Raw genomic sequence first — 16,200 nt, 5'->3', positions numbered from 1 at the left:
TAAGCTATAAATTATGGGTTGCGAATCTTATATCAAAGCAAAAAAGCACCCTGTCTACTGATTTGACAATCAGTAAACAAAGCGCAATTCATGGAGAGCCTAAATTTAATTTTTAATTCTAATTTCACATCATATTTATTCCCTGCACGATGTCAAAGTGGTGTGCTATTCGATTAAAATCTATTCGGGTATATATGGAAGATCCAGCATCTTCGGAACGTTGATCACATGCCTTTCCGTATACGTGAGAATACCCTCTGCGCCGTATTCACGGCCAATACCCGATTGCTTGAAGCCACCAAAAGGGAACCGAACATCAAGCCCCTGCACAGCAGCTGTATTGATCATGGTTGTTCCAGCTTCGAGTTGACGTGCCAAAGAGATGGCATCCTCTTCTTTTCCCCACACAGAACTCGTAAGTCCATATATGCTCTCATTGTGCAGTTTAATGACCTGCTCTTCATCGTCAAATGGCAGAACTGGAACCGTCGGACCAAACTGTTCCTCCACGACAATCGGATCATGAACATCGCAATCCAAAACAAGTGTAGGTTGCAGGTAGTAGCCTTGTTCAAACCGCTTTTGATCGAGGATTTGGCCGAGAGGGATGGCCTTGGCCCCGCGTTTCTGCGCATCTTCAACCAAACCATGCACGTACTCTCTCTGCTTCAGGTTATTAACGGGCCCCACGGTCGTGTTTGGATCAAAAGGATCACCAATTCGAATCCAGCGATTGGCCGCCTCTATATATTTTTCCACAAATTCATTATAAATCGAACGGTGTACATATACGCGTTTGGCAATCATACAGATTTGGCCTGTTGTCAAAAAGTTAGAGATGACAATCCGGCGCATGGCTCGTTCGTCTTGAACATCAAAGCTTTCCAAGAAGATTGCCGCGTCATTCCCGCCAAGCTCCAGCGTCATATCTTTAATTGTTTCGGAAGCGGCTTTGATAATATGCTTCGCTGTTGCAGTTCCACCTGTAAAGGCGATTTTCGTCACAAGAGGATGACTCGTCAGTTCAACGCCCACATCTGCATCACCGTATACAACATTGATTACACCAGCCGGGAACTCACTCGCAATGATCTCTGCCACCCTCGCCGCCGCCAGTGGTGCATATGGACTCGGTTTAAGCACGATCGTGTTGCCCGCAAGTAATGCAGGAGCGATCTTGATCGTAGATAGAGCAATTGGGTAGTTCCATGGACTAATCGCTGCCACAACACCAATTGGATCGTTGGATATAATGGTTTTACCATGGTCATGCTCCTGGATCTCTTCCGCCAGAACGGATGTAGCTTCATTACAAGCAAACTCCATCCACATCAGCGAAACAAAAATTTCACCGTGTGCATCATACAGCGGTTTGCCATGCTCTCTGGACAGCAAATGAACAATATCATTCTCCGCCGCTCTAATTTTCTCTATTGCCTTGCGCATCCGAATTATGCGTTCGTCAATGGAGGTCTGCTTCCATGTTTTGAAAGCGCCTGACGCGGCTTCAATAGCGATGACCGCTTGTTCTTTGGTCGTGACAGGAAAATATCCTACGATTTCAGTTGGATTAGCCGGATTCTCTTTTGCTAACTGCGAAAGGGATTTTACATGTTGACCGTTAATAAAGGCTTCAACGGTAACTGTCTCTTGATCTGCTTGAATAGTCATATGAAATCCCTCCGTTAACTCCATACTTCCTCTGCAATTTCCTTAACGTAACGAAGTTTGCGCCATTGTTGTTCTTCTGTTAAAATATTGCCTTCTTCGGTGGAAGAAAAGCCGCATTGCGGGCTCAAACAAAGCTGATCAAGAGGAACAAAGGTTGCCGCTTCTGCAATCCTGGCTTTGATCTGTTCTTTATTTTCTAATTCGCCGTTTTTCGATGTGATTAAACCAAGCACGATTTTCAAATCTGTTCGATTCACATATTTTAATGGCTCGAAACTACCTGAGCGCTCATCGTCAAATTCTAAAAATAACCCATCTACATTTAAGCCTCCAAAAATAACTTCAGAAGCATAATCGTAACCACCCGTTGAGAAATAGTTGGATTTATAGTTCCCCCGACAAATATGCATCGTCACAACTAAATCTGCCGGTTTATGAGCCAAGGTTTCATTAATCATACGCTGCATCGTTTTCAACTCTTCCGCCGGTTCCAAACCTTTAGCGCGCAGTTTATCATGACCAGCCTCTGAAAATAGGTCTGCCCAAGCTGTATCGTCTAATTGCAGATAACGACATCCTGCATCATAGAAGGCTTGAATGGCCTTTTGATAGGCCGCAATCGTATCCTGAAGGAATCGCTCCCGATCCGTATAGCTGTTGGCGCCGTTTTCCAATCGATAAAGAAGCATATTCGGACTTGGAATGGTTTGTTTTGCGACAGCGTCACCTGCATGTTTTTTCACGAATTTAAAGTGCTCCACAAAGGGATGCTTAGAAAAATCGACTTTGCCTACAACCCGAATTCCACCCTTGCGAGTCTGCATGTTATGGAACTGAGGTCCATCAATTTCCTCATACAGCTCTACGCCATCCAAGCCGCCCAGAAAATCAAAATGCCACCAGCTTCTGCGGAATTCACCATCCGTAATAGCGAGTACGCCATTTTCTTTTTGTTTCTCAATCAATCGGATAATCTCTTGATCCTCGACATCCCTTAGTTCCCCATATGTAATCGTGCCAGCTTTATATTGTTCACGTGCCTGACTCAAGTTCGCAGGACGTAGGAAGCTTCCAACATGATCGTTACGAAATGGTATCATAGAAAAATCTCCTTCTAACTTTTAGTTTCCTGAGTATAGCACGATCAAAATGATTACCCGTAATATGAAAAAAGCATGACTGGTCATAGCTTTTAGCAATAACAAAAAGCCCTCAATAAGCAAAAAATCCACAACCTCATCGGGTAGTGGATTTATAGAATGGAGCGACGTTATTTGATGATTATAGCTGCTTAATGATGCCTTCCAGCTCATCAACCAAGCCTTTTGCACGTTCAAAATCGGTATTTTTCAAAGCCAATTCAATCTGCATTTCAACAGCCTTTTTATTTTGTTCATTTTGCAAATAGTCTTTATTGAAATGGCTGGCGTAAATCATCTGTCTGAACTTGCGCATACTCATTTTTCTGATCGTCTTATTCTCAATGATGAGTACATAATCCATACCGTTGACGACCGAATAGAAATCATGCGAAACCATAAGAATCGCGCCTTGATATTCTTCGATGGCTCTCTCCAGTGCAATCTGCGAATAGATATCCAGATGGCTTGTCGGTTCGTCAAGAAGCAACAGGTCAGCTTGCACCCCGGCAGCTTTAGCCAGTTGAAGCATGTTTTTTTCGCCGCCGGACAGTGATTCGATCTTTTGATCCAGGATTTCGCCTTCAAAGCCGTAGTTCACAAGATAGGCCCGGATCTCATCATACGTTTCGAACCCGGCATCGATGAATTCGTGGAGGATCGTATTCGAATCTTTGAGCGTTTCGCCTTGAAGCTGTGATAGATAAGCCACGTTGATATCGTCATTGATTTCAATAGATGGCTGATTATTTTTGAAAATATCCCGGAGCAACGTTGTTTTTCCGGTACCATTGGGGCCGATGATGGCCACTTTATCTGTCGATTTGATCTCGAAGTTCACATCTTGCAGAACTAGCTCGTCAAAGGAAACACTATAGTTATTGACCTTGATAGCGATGCTGTCTTCGACTTGATGATCCAGACCAAACTGAATATTCGGCTGCTTAATATCCACAAACGGCGCTTTGATTCTACGCGCTTCCAAGCGTTCTTGAAATTTCACTCTCGCTTTTAATGCTCTTCCTCTGGAAGCTTCCGAATTAATCGTTGCGATTGCTCTGAGATTTTCGATAACACCGTCGTATCTTTCGATCTCTTCCGCTTCAGCAACTGCGATTTCCTGCAGTTCAATCTTCGTCTGAAGCAAGGAGAAGTTGTACTCGATATATCGTCCATCGAATTCCTGGAGTTCCATGTTTTCAAGATGGATGATTTTGTTGAAACAATGATTCAACAGATAACGGTTATGCGTAACGACCAGTAGCATGCCTTTATGGGAATTAATCAATTTTTTAAGCGCATTGAGATTTTCGAAATCCAGAAATACATCCGGCTCATCCATGATCATCAGATCCGGACTGTGTAGCATTTCCTTCATCACTTGAATAAGCTTGAATTCCCCGCCGCTTAAGGACGATATGCTTGCATCCTTTAGCTTCAAGAGGTTGGCCAGGTTCAACTGTTTATGAATGATGTTTTCATAATCATCTCCACCCATGGCCTCCAGTGCGTCCAAAGCCAATTGGACTTTTTCCAGCAACGAATCCATATCCGATGTGTTGGCCATTTCCGCATACATCGCTGTGATTTCATCCTGAAGCTTGATAAACTCTTCTCCGATATATTCAAAAACGGTCATTTCTGTCGTTGGGTCTACCTGTGAGAACTGACTCATATACCCGATGGTGCAATCAGGATCGATCTCCAGCTTTCCCTCGAACAGATGCTTTTCCGGGTCCATCAGGATTTCAATCAACGTACTTTTGCCACTACCACTTGTGCCGATAAAAGCGCAGTGTTGGCCCTCTTCGAGGGTAAATGAAATGTCTTTGTAGAGTTCTTTTTGTGGAAAAGAAAAGGATAGATTTTGGACTTTGATCATGGTGTTACCTTTCTTGGTATCTAAAATAGTGTGATTATTTTGTGGGATTGTTGCAAAACGTAAATTCGAATAAGCCTGAGGTTGTCGATTCTCAGCGTAACACTGATTGGCGGCAAGTACAATTGATTTGTATTACTAGGCCTGAACCAAAGTTTGGCTATGTTGATTAGGTATTCTGTGATACGATTCTCCGTGCTATCTGGAGTAACAAGTTTAGGGTCATCCTTTGTCGAAAGGCCCTTTCGCCTTGCTCAACGACGTACCTTAGGAAATCATTCTTTAATTGACCGATATCCATATCACATCCTGCGTATACTCTGGCATTCCATAATATATTTCAAATTGAGGACCCTCAAGAAAAGTTTGTTTTGTTATCAGGAGGTATATACAAATGAAAAGAGCACTTATTAATCTAATTTCAGCTCTATTATTTAATTTACTTTTGGCCATCTGCTCTTATGTACCGCTAGAGAAAAGACTTCCTAATTCGTCCTATTCATCATTTAGTGACACTTACTTATTGTTTTTCTTATACAGCTTTCCTTTATATTTTGTATTAGGATACATTTGTTCTGTTGTATTTGATAAATTAAAGATGCAAACAAGAGGAGTACAATTCTACTTAGGCTTAGTTATTACTTATGCCTTGGCAATATGTATTTCATTTGCTTCTATTATTATTTTCCTCAACAATGAGATAGACAACAAACTAGTTGTACTATTGTTTTGTTTCTTAGGTGCAGTGTTACATGGAGTTGTCTCCGCCATTTTTAGATTCAAAAATCGGTAAAAATACAAACTTAGGGTGTTTTTCTTTTCAAGAGCTTTACGGCTCCGATATTATCTGTGTTAGTGGTACATTCCTCTGGTTGTCTGTAACAGCACGTTTAGGGCCATCCTTTGTCGGATGGCCCTTTCGTTATACGTTATTATGGACGACTGAATAGCTTCATAAGTTTGATGTAAATCGGATGGACCATAAGACCTGTCGGGCTTACGGAGTATCTTTTTCCCGTATCCAAGCGGCGAATATGTTCCATTTCCTCTGCATTCAACTCAAAGTCGAATAGATCACTGTTCTCTCGTATTCTTAGAGGATTTGATGATTTCGGGATCGCAATAATGCCCCGCTCCATATGCCAGCGCAAAATGACTTGTGCCACTGATTTCTTATGATGACTAGCGATTGCAAGCAGTTCGGGGTGCTCCAGCAGTTCTTTGCTCCCCTGTCCTAGTGGGCCCCATGCCTCGTGCAGAATCTGATTTTTTACCATATAATCATGTAATTCGCGCTGCTGGAACTCCGGGTGTGTTTCGATTTGATTCACCATCGGCAAAATCCGGGCATGTTTCTTCAGATGCTCCAGATGTTCTATCTCGAAATTAGCTACACCTATGATTTTGATCCGGCCTTCATCGTATAACTCTTCCATCGCTTTCCAGGCGTCTACATAATGGGCACCGGCAAAATGAATTAAATACATATCAAGATAGGTTACGTTCAGTCTTTGGCAAGTTTGCTCGAATGATTTTCTCGTCGCATGATATCCGAGATCTGTCGTCCATACTTTTGAGGTAATAAAGAACTCCTCTCGAGGAATGTCACTTTTTTGTACGACTCGCCCTAGCGCTGCTTCATTCCCATAAATTTTCGCTGTATCGAAATGGCGATACCCGTATCGAATCGCCTCTTCAACCGTTTTTTCGAAAGATTCCCCCTGCTTAATCTTATATAAGCCGAATCCGAGTTGCGGAATCTCGACTCCGTTTGATGCTTGCATTGTACGTTTCATCAAAGATCGTCCCTTTCATTGGTTCGGGATCGTGATTCCGTGGCTGGCTCCTCACATTGTTCAAATAGCTTATCAATTTCACTCGCCAAGTTTTTCAACGACTTCAGCTTGCTTCCGGCGTCCAGCCGATAAAAGTTACGAGTTCCTTCTTTGTGAACGCTGATAATCTGCGCTTCTTTCAGTATTTTCAGATGGTGCGATACAGCAGGCCGGGAGAGGTGTGTTTGTAATCTGATCTCACCCACACGCATTCCCGTTTTCTGCGGCCCTTGAATCAAAGCCATTAAGATCGCCTGCCGAGTCTCGTCTCCAATTGCATTCAGTACCTTCTGGTTGTTCTTAAATTCGGTCGCGATTGTATTCAAAAATTGCTGTTCGACGGGAATCTCCCCTTTTCGTTGAACCGTTTAATTCTTTTGACGGATATAAGATACCACGATCTCATACACAGCAGTACATCGGGAAAGAAATCCAAGAACAACATTTTTCCAATTACTTTTTCAGTTATAAGGGGTTTCTCAAAAAAATTGCCAATACTTGGGGGGGGGCGCTTCACCATGTTGTCTAGGGGCTCGCTTTATAGGCTAGGCATAGTGAAATTCCATCTACTAAATAAATACCAGTGTAGATCAAATAGGCCATATTTTGAAAATTAAATGTGTTAAACTTAAATAAGCATTGCCTATCTATCCTAAAGGATGCTACATAACTGAATGCAGGCCGTTTATACAACAAATATAGTTAGAAAGGAACCGCCATGAATCGCTCTCTCAAGCAACCGATGAAATCCATTTTCGTACCTGTGATTCCCGGTGGAATCATGACGATTCTTATATTTTATTTGGATTACTTTCACTTCGAACTTGTTGAAAAGTTTTTATTGTTCGCGGCATTCCTCATCGTACCTCTTGTCATTTTGCTTTTGAGATATGATGCAAAGAATACACAGCAACGAGTGGTTTATGTTCTTATGCAATGGTTTCAATATCCGGCAGCGCTTCTTACCCTATTTTCCGTCATGAGCAATAAGATGTGGGGATTCGAAGGCACGGCAATACCAGGCATGCTCTCCCTAGGCTGGCTACTGTTCACACTACTGCTTGGTGTCTATGGCTTGACCACGATTGTGATTGCTAAAGGAAAAGCAGCGGAAATAGCGATTGGTGCGGGACTTGTTTACTTTTTTATCGGGGGCATGTGGTTTACGTTATATCAATATCAAGTGGAGCTCTTCAATGCTAATGTGGCGACACACGCGTTAAGCTCGGTTCACTTTCATTTCTCATCTGCGATCGTTCCGATTTTCATTGGTGCACTGGGACGGATTATGGCAAAAAAAAGCTGGTATCCCTGGGTCGTTGCCATCGATATTATCGGACCGCTATTGATTGCTTTTGGTATGATTTTCTCCAAGCCGATCGAGTACGTTGGTGTCGCTTTATTCGCATGTAATATTGTGGTTTATACTGCTTATCTCCTGGCTTACTTGAGGAAAAATGCTTTTAATATGAAGGTATCCTTCTTCTTAGGCCTTTCTAGCCTAGCCTTTTACACGGTTGTTGTCATTTCCATCTTCTATCCGTTACTGAAAAATATGTACTCCTTAACCATACTCGACTTTATTCCTATTTACGGAGCTCTACACGCATTTGGTTTTGTTTTATGTGGACTGATTGGTTGGGTGTACATGGTAGACTCTAACCAGGGGAAAAAGATTGGCAAGGAGAATAGATGGGTTGGTACATCTTTATGAATTGGGTGAAAGTGATTTTAGGCTAGCCCATCAGCTTCATAGGAGTAGTTTAGTCAGGTTCGTGCTATAATAGTGATCACATAAATAACATTCATCATTTGCCGAGATGGCGATGATTAAGGAGATTGAATTTTGACGAACAACCATGAAATTGGAGCAGTTAACGAGCTACCAGAAAACTTTGAAGAGCTCAAACGGGCGGCTAATCGGACGTCAAGCTGGAGAGACAGACTGAATGCGGTGAACGAATTGGGGAACTGGGATACAGAACCTACCATTAAGTTGCTGCAGAATGTTTTGAAAAATGATCAAGTGTTTCAAGTGCGCGAAGCCGCATATCTCAAGCTTAAGCAGTTGGATGAAGATGTACAGATGCCTGCCAAAAACAAAGGCGAGCTGTTTAAAGGTACCAACAAAATTTTGCTGCGGATCAAAAAAAGCCTTCCCGAAGGTCACACATTTGAGGAATTTAAGGAAAAATTGCAAAAGACACGTCTGGATATCTATGATACTTACGAGGGCGACAAAGATGCTGAGTTCGACTCCTGGCTTCATGGAATTTGGGAGACACTAAGCAGAAGATAGCCTCCGATCACCGGTATGAATAGCCGAGTGCGAAATAATAGCCGAGTAAAAAAGCCACTTCAAACGTTGGAGTGGCTTCTCTGTTTTTTCAGGGTCATCTCCATCAGATCAATGTCACCAGAGCAGCTGTTCATAAAACATCCATCTTCCTGTCTCTCCCATTACATTTATTTTCTAGTATAATAACGGGATACAACAATAATTTTAAAATGAGTCTGCCTTCAGCTTGTAAGGAACGCTTACGAGTTATATAAGGTAGGAAGAAGGAGAGCTGTTATGGAATATCATGTATCCATACATGGGAGTGATCAAGGAAAAGGAACAGCGGATCAACCCCTTCGTACCATATCACGCGCCGCGGCTCATGCCCTGGCTGGTGATACAGTTATCGTTCATGCGGGAGTATACAGAGAGTGGGTTAACCCGGCGAACGGAGGAACCGAAGAGCATCGAATCGTCTATCGATCCGCAGGAGACGGCGAAGTCGTCATTACAGGAGCTGAACGGATTACTAACTGGAAGTCCGAAGGAGAGAACGTTTGGAGTACCGAAGTGCTGAATTCTATCTTTTCCGTTCGTAATCCCTTTGAGGTAGAGCTTAGTGGAGACTGGTTGTTTGACGGGCCCTTCCCGATTCATCTTGGCGACGTCTACTTGGATGGGAAATCATTGTATGAATGCGATAGTATTGAAAGCGTTAACAATCCTGAGTTATGGCCTGATGCGAAGTATCCCAAGGATTCACTGTTGAAATGGTATGCGAAAGTGGGCTCTACAACAACAAAAATCTGGGCTAATTTTGGCGGAAAAGACCCTCGTAAGGAAAATGTAGAAATTAATGTACGTCCTTATTGCTTCTGGCCTGAGAAACCAGGACTCAATTATATCACCGTAAGTGGGTTTACACTTCGTCAAGCCTCTCCTCAATGGGCACCGCCTACCGACTACCAGGAAGGTTTGATTGGACCCCACTGGAGCAAGGGCTGGATTATTGAGAACAATATAATCAGTGAATCCAAATGTGTTGGTATTAGCCTGGGTACCGAAATCGGCACAGGTCATTCCAACTCTTTGGAAAAGCGTAGTAAAGGCGGGACTCAACGGGAGCAGGAAGTTATTTTACGCGCATTACGCTCCGGCTGGCATAAAGATCACATCGGCAGTCACATCGTTCGAGGGAATGTAATTCATGATTGTGAGCAGGCAGGTATTGTCGGTCATATGGGAGCAGCCTTCAGCCACATATACCAGAACCGCATCTACAACATTCATCACAAACGGCTCAGACATGGTGCCGAAGTCGCGGGAATTAAACTGCATGCTGCACTAGACACTCAAATTAACGAAAATACGATCTATAGCTGTTACCGTGCGCTTTGGCTTGACTGGCAGGCACAAGGAACTCGGATCAGCCGCAATGTATTTTTTGATAACATTTCAGAAGACCTCTTCGTTGAGGTGTGCCATGGCCCGTATATGGTCGACCATAATCTGTTCCTCTCACCTATGAATTTCAGAAATATGGCCCAAGGCGGAGCATTTGCTCATAATTTATTTGCAGGCCGATTTGTCGTCCGATCCGAAATCACGCGTATCACGCCATATCACTTCCCTCATGAGACGGCCATGGCGGGATACTCCAATATCACTGGAGGAGATGACAGGTACTACAACAATATCTTTTTAGGTGATAACGATGCCGACGCCGATAAGGAACCTGTTCCAATCACCTTTTTTGAGCATCTCCCCCTTAAACCAAGGGATGCCATTGGGGAGGACGGGAAGACGGTCATGGATGGTGTGCCGGACAATTCCATTTGTTATCTGCATGCTGTGGGACTTGGTGGCTATGACAAACACCCGAATGTCAAAGATAAAAAGTGGTGGGAATACACCAAAGAAGAGCTTATGAAGCTTGGCGATGCCGCGAAGGATTTCTTTATAGGAAACGCCGTTCTACCAGTAGCTATGGGTGGAAATGTATATCTCAACCATGCCGTTCCAAGTCGTCACGAATCCGATGCGAAGATACACACACAGAAGGCTATAAACATTAAGGTTGATCCTTCGCTAGGCAAGGTGCATATTCAGATCAATGAGCCCGAATTGCTTCGGGGCACCTCTGCCATGGCGATTACCACCGACCTGCTCGGAAAGACATATCACGCCGATATGAAGTACGAGGAACCCGACAGCACTCCATATCGCTTTGACTCCGACTTTTTCGGAACAAAGAGACCCGATGCAGATGTTACACCAGGTCCGTTTGAATTAAGCGAGAAGGGTAATGTTGAGCTTGAGATTTAGTTTGTTATTGAGGGTCCAGTCAATTTAGGTGACTGGATCTTTTTTTATATGTTCCACTACTAAAATTAGAAACGTCCGTAGTGAGGTGATCTGTAATTTCATAATAAAAATCTTCTGGTTTTCAAATAACAACTAAATACAAATCTTCTCGTTATCCTCAACTTTCTCAGTTACATCAACAACACCAATTTGTTTTCTTGTTCCTTCATAAATGCTTAGCTTATATCGTTAGTTTAAAAATTCATAAACTCTTTATTTTATTTATATCAGCTCCCAGATCTATACTCAACGTACCAGACATACCTTGTGAGGAAGAAATGTTTACAAAGTAGTCTCCAGTTGACCAGACCTTGTCGTTAAAGAAGTTATGCTCCTTTCCATCCGCTGGAATAGTTCCGGACATCTTCATTGTTCCTGCTGCAGATCCTAGGTTAATGGTGAAAGTAAATGGCTTAGAACCTGTGCTTTTAAACTTCACCTTTACATAACCATATCCATCCGGCATATCAAATTGTTTCATAGTTGAAGTGCCAGCAAGGTCTTCATTGCTAATTACTGTTAATGTGGGTAAAGAAGTATTAATGGACTCATTTGGTGTTTCCGATTCTGTATTTGAATGAGTAGTAGTCATGTACAGGAGAATAAGGATTCCCATGGTAATCAGAACCGTCAATAATATTTTTGTGTTATTTTTCATAGTAAAAGCCTCCAAATTTTGTATCTTATTCTGATTTATAAACTATATATTAATGTAAACTAATTAAAGTTGAAGTACTATCATCCATTTTACCCTACTTGTGGTACGACCCTTCCGTAATATAACTAAACACAACGTTCAGTCTGACCACAAAATATACATATCAATATAAACACAAACCCACTCCTTGGGTGGAGTAGGTTTGTGTTCATACCTTTTCCTTTATGGAACTATCATTCCGCTACATAAAGGGGAGTAGCATTTCTAACATACTTCATTCCAACTCTAAGACTGATTCGCCACTAATTATCGTACCGTTATTCTTACCTTCACAAATTTCCTTCATCGATCCTGGTTTATCGAAGTTAAACACATGCATGGGCAGATTGTAGTCTCTTGCTAAAATGAAAGCTGATTGATCCATTACCTTTAAGTTTTGTTTTAATACATCGTTGTAATGAAGTGAGCGAAATTTCCTTGCATCTTTATCCAATTTAGGGTCTGCATTAAGAACACCATCAACACCTTGCTTTGCAACTAATAAAGCATCACAATTAACCTCGATGGCTCTTTGTACTGAAGGATAGTCTGTTGTAACGTAAGGTTGACCATTCCCCCCTGCAAAAATTACAATATAGCCTTTTTCTAGATGGTGGACTGCTCTTAGACGAATGTATGGTTCTGCAACTGAAGTAATAGGTATTGCCGTCATTACTCGTACTTCCTTTTGGGTCTTGGCCTTAAGAACTCCACGAAGCATTAAACTATTTACTACAGTCGCAAGTGTCCCAATATTATCAGCTTCTGCCCTTTCTATCCCCCAGCTTTCCGCCATATTACCTCTGAAAATGTTGCCCCCACCTATAACCAACGATACTTCAACGCCCAAGTTTACAACTGACATAATTTCATCTGCAATATGATCTAACATCTCTGGCTCAAAACCAAATTCAGAGTTTCCTGCTACTGCTCCACCACTTAGCTTAACGAGAATTCTTTTGTACCTTGACAATTCTTACACCCCCATAAAATAAAAACACTAAAGCAATAAATGCTTTAGTGTTCTAATGGAATGGAAATATGAAATTACGCAAGTCGACTGAATGTAAGTCTTCTGTTTCCACCTCATACTCCCACTCCTTCCATGTTTTTTCCATCAAATAATTTTACATTACGTAAAGGCAGATTGCAATTACCCTATTTTTTCGGGGGGCATCAAATAATATTTTCTTTAATGACTGGCACAGTGAAAAAATAAGCTGAAAAGTGAGTATTGGGAACGAGTGGCTGCTTAGAATTTTTCGCCGTTACTTGTAGTATGGTTCACCGTATCATCTATACAGCGAAATGAAGAACGCCCTAATCGGGCGTCCTTCGTAATTGAAATATAGGCTTAAAACGGCGAGTTTCATTCAGAGAATCGACACTATACTAGCTAAACGAACCCAACAACGTCTTCAACTGTGGATTAAGCTCCAACATATTCAAGATGATCTGCAAGGCTTCTGCACGTGTGGCATTGTTCTTGGGATCGAATATTCCATTCCCTTTACCGCTAACAATACCTGCTTGCGCTGCTGCTATAATCTCGCTAGCTGCATAAGCACCATTCAAATCATTGAAGTTGCCTTTTATGGTATCTTTCGTCACGTTATTTAGGTCTACGATACGAGACAGCATGACCACCATTTCTTCTCGTGTAATCGTCTGATTCGGCTTGAACGTACCGTCCGTGTAGCCATGAATTACCCCTGCCGCGACTAGGTTCTCAACCGCTTCTTTTGCCCAGTGATGATCGATGTCCTTCAAAACAACATTCGTATTGTTGCCCGCTTGGATATTAAACACGCGATTCAGCATCGCGGTAAACTCCGCGCGGGTGATCGGATTGTTTGGCCTAATCGTACCATCGTCATAGCCATTAATCAGTTTCAATTGGACGAAGATATCGATTGTTTTTTTAGCCCAGTGCCCTTGCGTGTCAGTAAAATCAATTGTAGCGTTTGCTTCCTTCGCTTCCGCTACTTTGGATTCAATCGTCTTTACTAAATTGGTTTCATTAACAATGTTACTGTTAAATACATCAACCGTAGGCTCTGGAGAACCTGGTGTCGGTGCTGAATCAGGTGCCGGAGTAGGTATCGATGGTGTCGGTAACCGATCGGGTGCCAGAGTAGGTGTCGATGGCGTCGGTAACCGATCGGGTGCCGGAGTAGGTGTCGATGGCGTCACGGCATTAGAGGTGTCGGAAGCTACGCTTCTGCCCGCACTATTGACAGCTTGCACCGTAAACGTATACGTCACTCCATTGGATAGCCCGGTTACCGCGATTGGGCTGCCCGCTCCTGTTACGGTAATATTTCCTGGCATAGCTGTAACCTCGTAGTAAGTGATGTTGCTTCCGCCATTGGCCGGGGGAGTGAAGCTTACCGCTGCTTGTCTATCGCCAGCTATTGCGGCTACGCCCGTTGGAGCCGATGGAACCGTTCGCGGCGTTGCGCTCACTTCATTGGAAGAAGTGCTGTCCCCTCCCGGGTTCGTCGCTTGGATGACAAAATAGTACGTTGTGCCGTTCGTTAACCCCATTACATCATAGCCGTATACCGAACCTGTTACCGAAGCTTCCTCTGATCTATAAGCACCGGGGGTTGTGCTTTTGAATATTTTGTACCCTGTGGAACCGATCACCGCATCCCACGTTAGACTTATTCGAGCATCTCCCGGTGTAGCTGGCCCCAGTACCGGTACTCCAGGCGCCGGGACTTGCGGTGTTGCGCTCACTTCATCAGAAGCTGCGCTTATTCCGGATGGATTCACTGCTTTCACGACAAAATAATAGGTTGTCCCATTGGTTAATCCGGTGGCATCATACGTTAATCCGGTCACTGTAGCGACTGCATCTCCATAAGTGCCGGAAGCTGTCCTCTGATACACGGCGTAGCTGACGGATCCATACACTTCGCTCCAAGTCAAGCGTACGTGACTGTCTCCCGTTGTAGCAGACTCCACTCTCGGTTCAGCTACTCCAGGCCAGGGGAGTATTACAGACTGGCTCGCAATTTGTGCCATTCCGCTCGCATCGAAGGCGAGCTGCGCTCCCGTCGCCTGCGTAGCATTCGTTGCGCCAAGGTCGGTAAAGGTTACAACACCCGCGCTCGCTGTTGCCGTCGCTGTTCCCGTCAGCGTCCACGTTCCCGTATCCTTCTTCGATACCGTCACGATGGTGCTATTGTCGCTCACGCTCGTATTGCCGTAAGCATCCGTAAGCGTCACGACCGGCTGCTGCGCGAACATACCTCCGTTACTGGCTGGTGCCGTAACATCGGTGGTCAACACCATCGTAGCCGTACTTCCCGCTACTGGCGTGATACTCAGCGTATTCGCCCCCGGCGTTGCCACGTCTGCCACGCTCAAGCCGATAGGTTGCTCCGCAGCCTTGTTCAGCTTCAGATTCGCCGTGGCTCCCCCGTTCGCAAACGTAACACTGACCGTGTTCGGTGACGCGGTCAAGTCCGTCCCGTTAAAGCTGCCATACGAACCGTTCGGCGCTTGCACGTAGCCGGATATCGTCACATCATGCGCTCCGCTGAACGTCGTATCCGTAGTCCCCAGCTCGTCCTTCACGGTCAGCGTGATCGCATCATCCACACCGGCTCCGGGAGTAGGCGTGGATGCGGACGCGCTGACTGTTTGCGCTGGCATTGGAGCCGCCAGCTTCCGGACCATATAGTTCGAATAATCCGCTACATACACATTCTCGATGCTGTCTACAGCCACTCCACGCGGGTAGTTCAATTGGGCCGACGTCGCTGCTACCCCGTCTCCTGTATAGCCAGCAGTACCCGTGCCCGCCAACGTGCTGATCTTCCCCGCTGGATCTACTTTCCGAATTCGCTGGTTACCATAATCTGCTATATATACATTTCCGCTACTGTCTACAGTTACTCCAATCGGGAAGAAAAACTTTGCTGACGTCGCCGCTCCCCCGTCTCCTGAATAGCCGGCTGTACCCGTGCCCGCAAAGGTGCTGATTTTCCCCTCTTTATCTACTTTCCGAATTCCATTGTTGCCAGAATCCGCTATATACACATTCCCGCTACTGTCTACGGCCACTCCAGTCGGGCTGTTCAATTGGGCCAACGTCGCCGCTCCCCCGTCTCCTGAATATCCACTAATACCGTTACCCGCCAACGTGCTGATTTCCCCTGTCGGATCTACTTTCCGAATTCGCTGGTTACCATAATCCGCTATATATACATTCCCGCTGCCGTCTACAGCCACTCCACGCGGGTAGTTCAATTGGGCCGACGTCGCCGCTCCCCCGTCTCCTGAAAAACCTCAACTACCCGTGCCAGCAACCCTAATAATTAAAA

At 44.2% G+C, this 16,200-nt stretch carries 12 protein-coding genes; 4 read left to right on the top strand and 8 right to left on the bottom strand.

Annotation, left to right across the window (positions count from 1 at the left end; translation table 11 throughout):
• Positions 1-180 precede the first annotated feature (180 nt).
• From EC604_RS08830 to EC604_RS08820, 3 genes are all read right to left on the bottom strand, one after another.
• The gene (locus tag EC604_RS08830) at positions 181-1,671 is read right to left on the bottom strand and encodes an aldehyde dehydrogenase family protein (RefSeq protein ID WP_123063826.1); all 1,491 of its coding nucleotides are present in this window, start codon (positions 1,669-1,671) and stop codon (positions 181-183) included.
• 14 nt (positions 1,672-1,685) lie between these two features.
• Positions 1,686-2,771 carry a 5-methyltetrahydropteroyltriglutamate--homocysteine S-methyltransferase gene (locus tag EC604_RS08825; RefSeq protein ID WP_123063825.1) on the bottom strand — a complete coding sequence of 362 codons (1,086 nt, stop codon included), beginning with the start codon at positions 2,769-2,771 and terminating at the stop codon, positions 1,686-1,688.
• Positions 2,772-2,952: 181 nt separating this feature from the next.
• On the bottom strand, positions 2,953-4,692 hold the full coding sequence (locus EC604_RS08820) for an ABC-F family ATP-binding cassette domain-containing protein (RefSeq protein ID WP_123063824.1): 1,740 nt from the start codon (positions 4,690-4,692) through the stop codon (positions 2,953-2,955).
• A 391-nt stretch (positions 4,693-5,083) separates the two neighbouring features.
• Between EC604_RS08820 and EC604_RS08815 the strand changes: the two genes are divergently transcribed.
• Positions 5,084-5,482: a hypothetical protein gene (locus tag EC604_RS08815; protein WP_123063823.1), complete on the top strand. Its 399-nt coding sequence runs from the start codon at positions 5,084-5,086 to the stop codon at positions 5,480-5,482.
• Between the two features lie 139 nt (positions 5,483-5,621).
• Here the strand turns inward: EC604_RS08815 and EC604_RS08810 are convergent, their stop codons facing one another.
• Together EC604_RS08810 and EC604_RS08805 are read right to left on the bottom strand one after the other, a co-directional pair.
• Entirely contained in the window at positions 5,622-6,485 is an 864-nt protein-coding gene (locus tag EC604_RS08810; RefSeq protein ID WP_123063822.1) for an aldo/keto reductase, read from the bottom strand.
• The gene (locus EC604_RS08805; RefSeq protein WP_240036789.1) at positions 6,485-6,871 is read right to left on the bottom strand and encodes an ArsR/SmtB family transcription factor; all 387 of its coding nucleotides are present in this window, start codon (positions 6,869-6,871) and stop codon (positions 6,485-6,487) included. The genes EC604_RS08810 and EC604_RS08805 overlap by 1 nt, the downstream gene beginning before the upstream one ends.
• 371 nt (positions 6,872-7,242) lie before the next feature.
• On the opposite strand from EC604_RS08805, the gene EC604_RS08800 reads away from it, so the two are divergent.
• The 3 genes from EC604_RS08800 (at position 7,243) to EC604_RS08790 (ending at position 11,130) form a co-directional block, all read left to right on the top strand.
• Positions 7,243-8,238, top strand: coding sequence for a YndJ family transporter (locus EC604_RS08800; RefSeq protein WP_123063820.1), 996 nt, complete (start codon positions 7,243-7,245; stop codon positions 8,236-8,238).
• A 132-nt stretch (positions 8,239-8,370) separates the two neighbouring features.
• Positions 8,371-8,823: a HEAT repeat domain-containing protein gene (locus EC604_RS08795; RefSeq protein ID WP_123063819.1), complete on the top strand. Its 453-nt coding sequence runs from the start codon at positions 8,371-8,373 to the stop codon at positions 8,821-8,823.
• A gap of 276 nt (positions 8,824-9,099) precedes the next feature.
• Positions 9,100-11,130, top strand: coding sequence for a right-handed parallel beta-helix repeat-containing protein (locus EC604_RS08790; protein WP_123063818.1), 2,031 nt, complete (start codon positions 9,100-9,102; stop codon positions 11,128-11,130).
• 241 nt (positions 11,131-11,371) lie between these two features.
• Here EC604_RS08790 and EC604_RS08785 read toward each other — a convergent pair whose 3' ends face one another.
• The 3 genes from EC604_RS08785 to EC604_RS08775 all read right to left on the bottom strand — a co-directional run bounded on the left by EC604_RS08785 (position 11,372) and on the right by EC604_RS08775 (position 16,126).
• Positions 11,372-11,827: a hypothetical protein gene (locus tag EC604_RS08785; RefSeq protein WP_123063817.1), complete on the bottom strand. Its 456-nt coding sequence runs from the start codon at positions 11,825-11,827 to the stop codon at positions 11,372-11,374.
• A gap of 274 nt (positions 11,828-12,101) precedes the next feature.
• Positions 12,102-12,839 (bottom strand): UMP kinase, encoded by a 738-nt coding sequence (gene pyrH / locus EC604_RS08780; protein ID WP_123063816.1) that lies wholly within the window; start codon positions 12,837-12,839, stop codon positions 12,102-12,104.
• A 419-nt stretch (positions 12,840-13,258) separates the two neighbouring features.
• Positions 13,259-16,126, bottom strand: a complete 2,868-nt coding sequence (locus tag EC604_RS08775) for an S-layer homology domain-containing protein (RefSeq protein WP_123063815.1) — start codon at positions 16,124-16,126, stop codon at positions 13,259-13,261.
• Positions 16,127-16,200 lie beyond the last annotated feature (74 nt).

The organism is Paenibacillus amylolyticus (assembly GCF_003719335.1).
GTDB lineage: Bacteria > Bacillota > Bacilli > Paenibacillales > Paenibacillaceae > Paenibacillus > Paenibacillus amylolyticus_D.
Note: the sequence above shows the minus strand (reverse complement) of the source record. Positions and strands in the feature narration are given on the sequence as shown.

Bases quoted from the DNA above. Each gene is read 5' to 3' on its own strand.
- EC604_RS08830 (WP_123063826.1), bottom strand. From the start codon at position 1,671: ATGACTATTCAAGCAGATCAAGAGACAGTTACCGTTGAAGCCTTTATT.
- EC604_RS08825 (WP_123063825.1), bottom strand. From the start codon at position 2,771: ATGATACCATTTCGTAACGATCATGTTGGAAGCTTCCTACGTCCTGCG.
- EC604_RS08820 (WP_123063824.1), bottom strand. From the start codon at position 4,692: ATGATCAAAGTCCAAAATCTATCCTTTTCTTTTCCACAAAAAGAACTC.
- EC604_RS08815 (WP_123063823.1), top strand. From the start codon at position 5,084: ATGAAAAGAGCACTTATTAATCTAATTTCAGCTCTATTATTTAATTTA.
- EC604_RS08810 (WP_123063822.1), bottom strand. From the start codon at position 6,485: ATGAAACGTACAATGCAAGCATCAAACGGAGTCGAGATTCCGCAACTC.
- EC604_RS08800 (WP_123063820.1), top strand. From the start codon at position 7,243: ATGAATCGCTCTCTCAAGCAACCGATGAAATCCATTTTCGTACCTGTG.
- EC604_RS08790 (WP_123063818.1), top strand. From the start codon at position 9,100: ATGGAATATCATGTATCCATACATGGGAGTGATCAAGGAAAAGGAACA.
- EC604_RS08785 (WP_123063817.1), bottom strand. From the start codon at position 11,827: ATGAAAAATAACACAAAAATATTATTGACGGTTCTGATTACCATGGGA.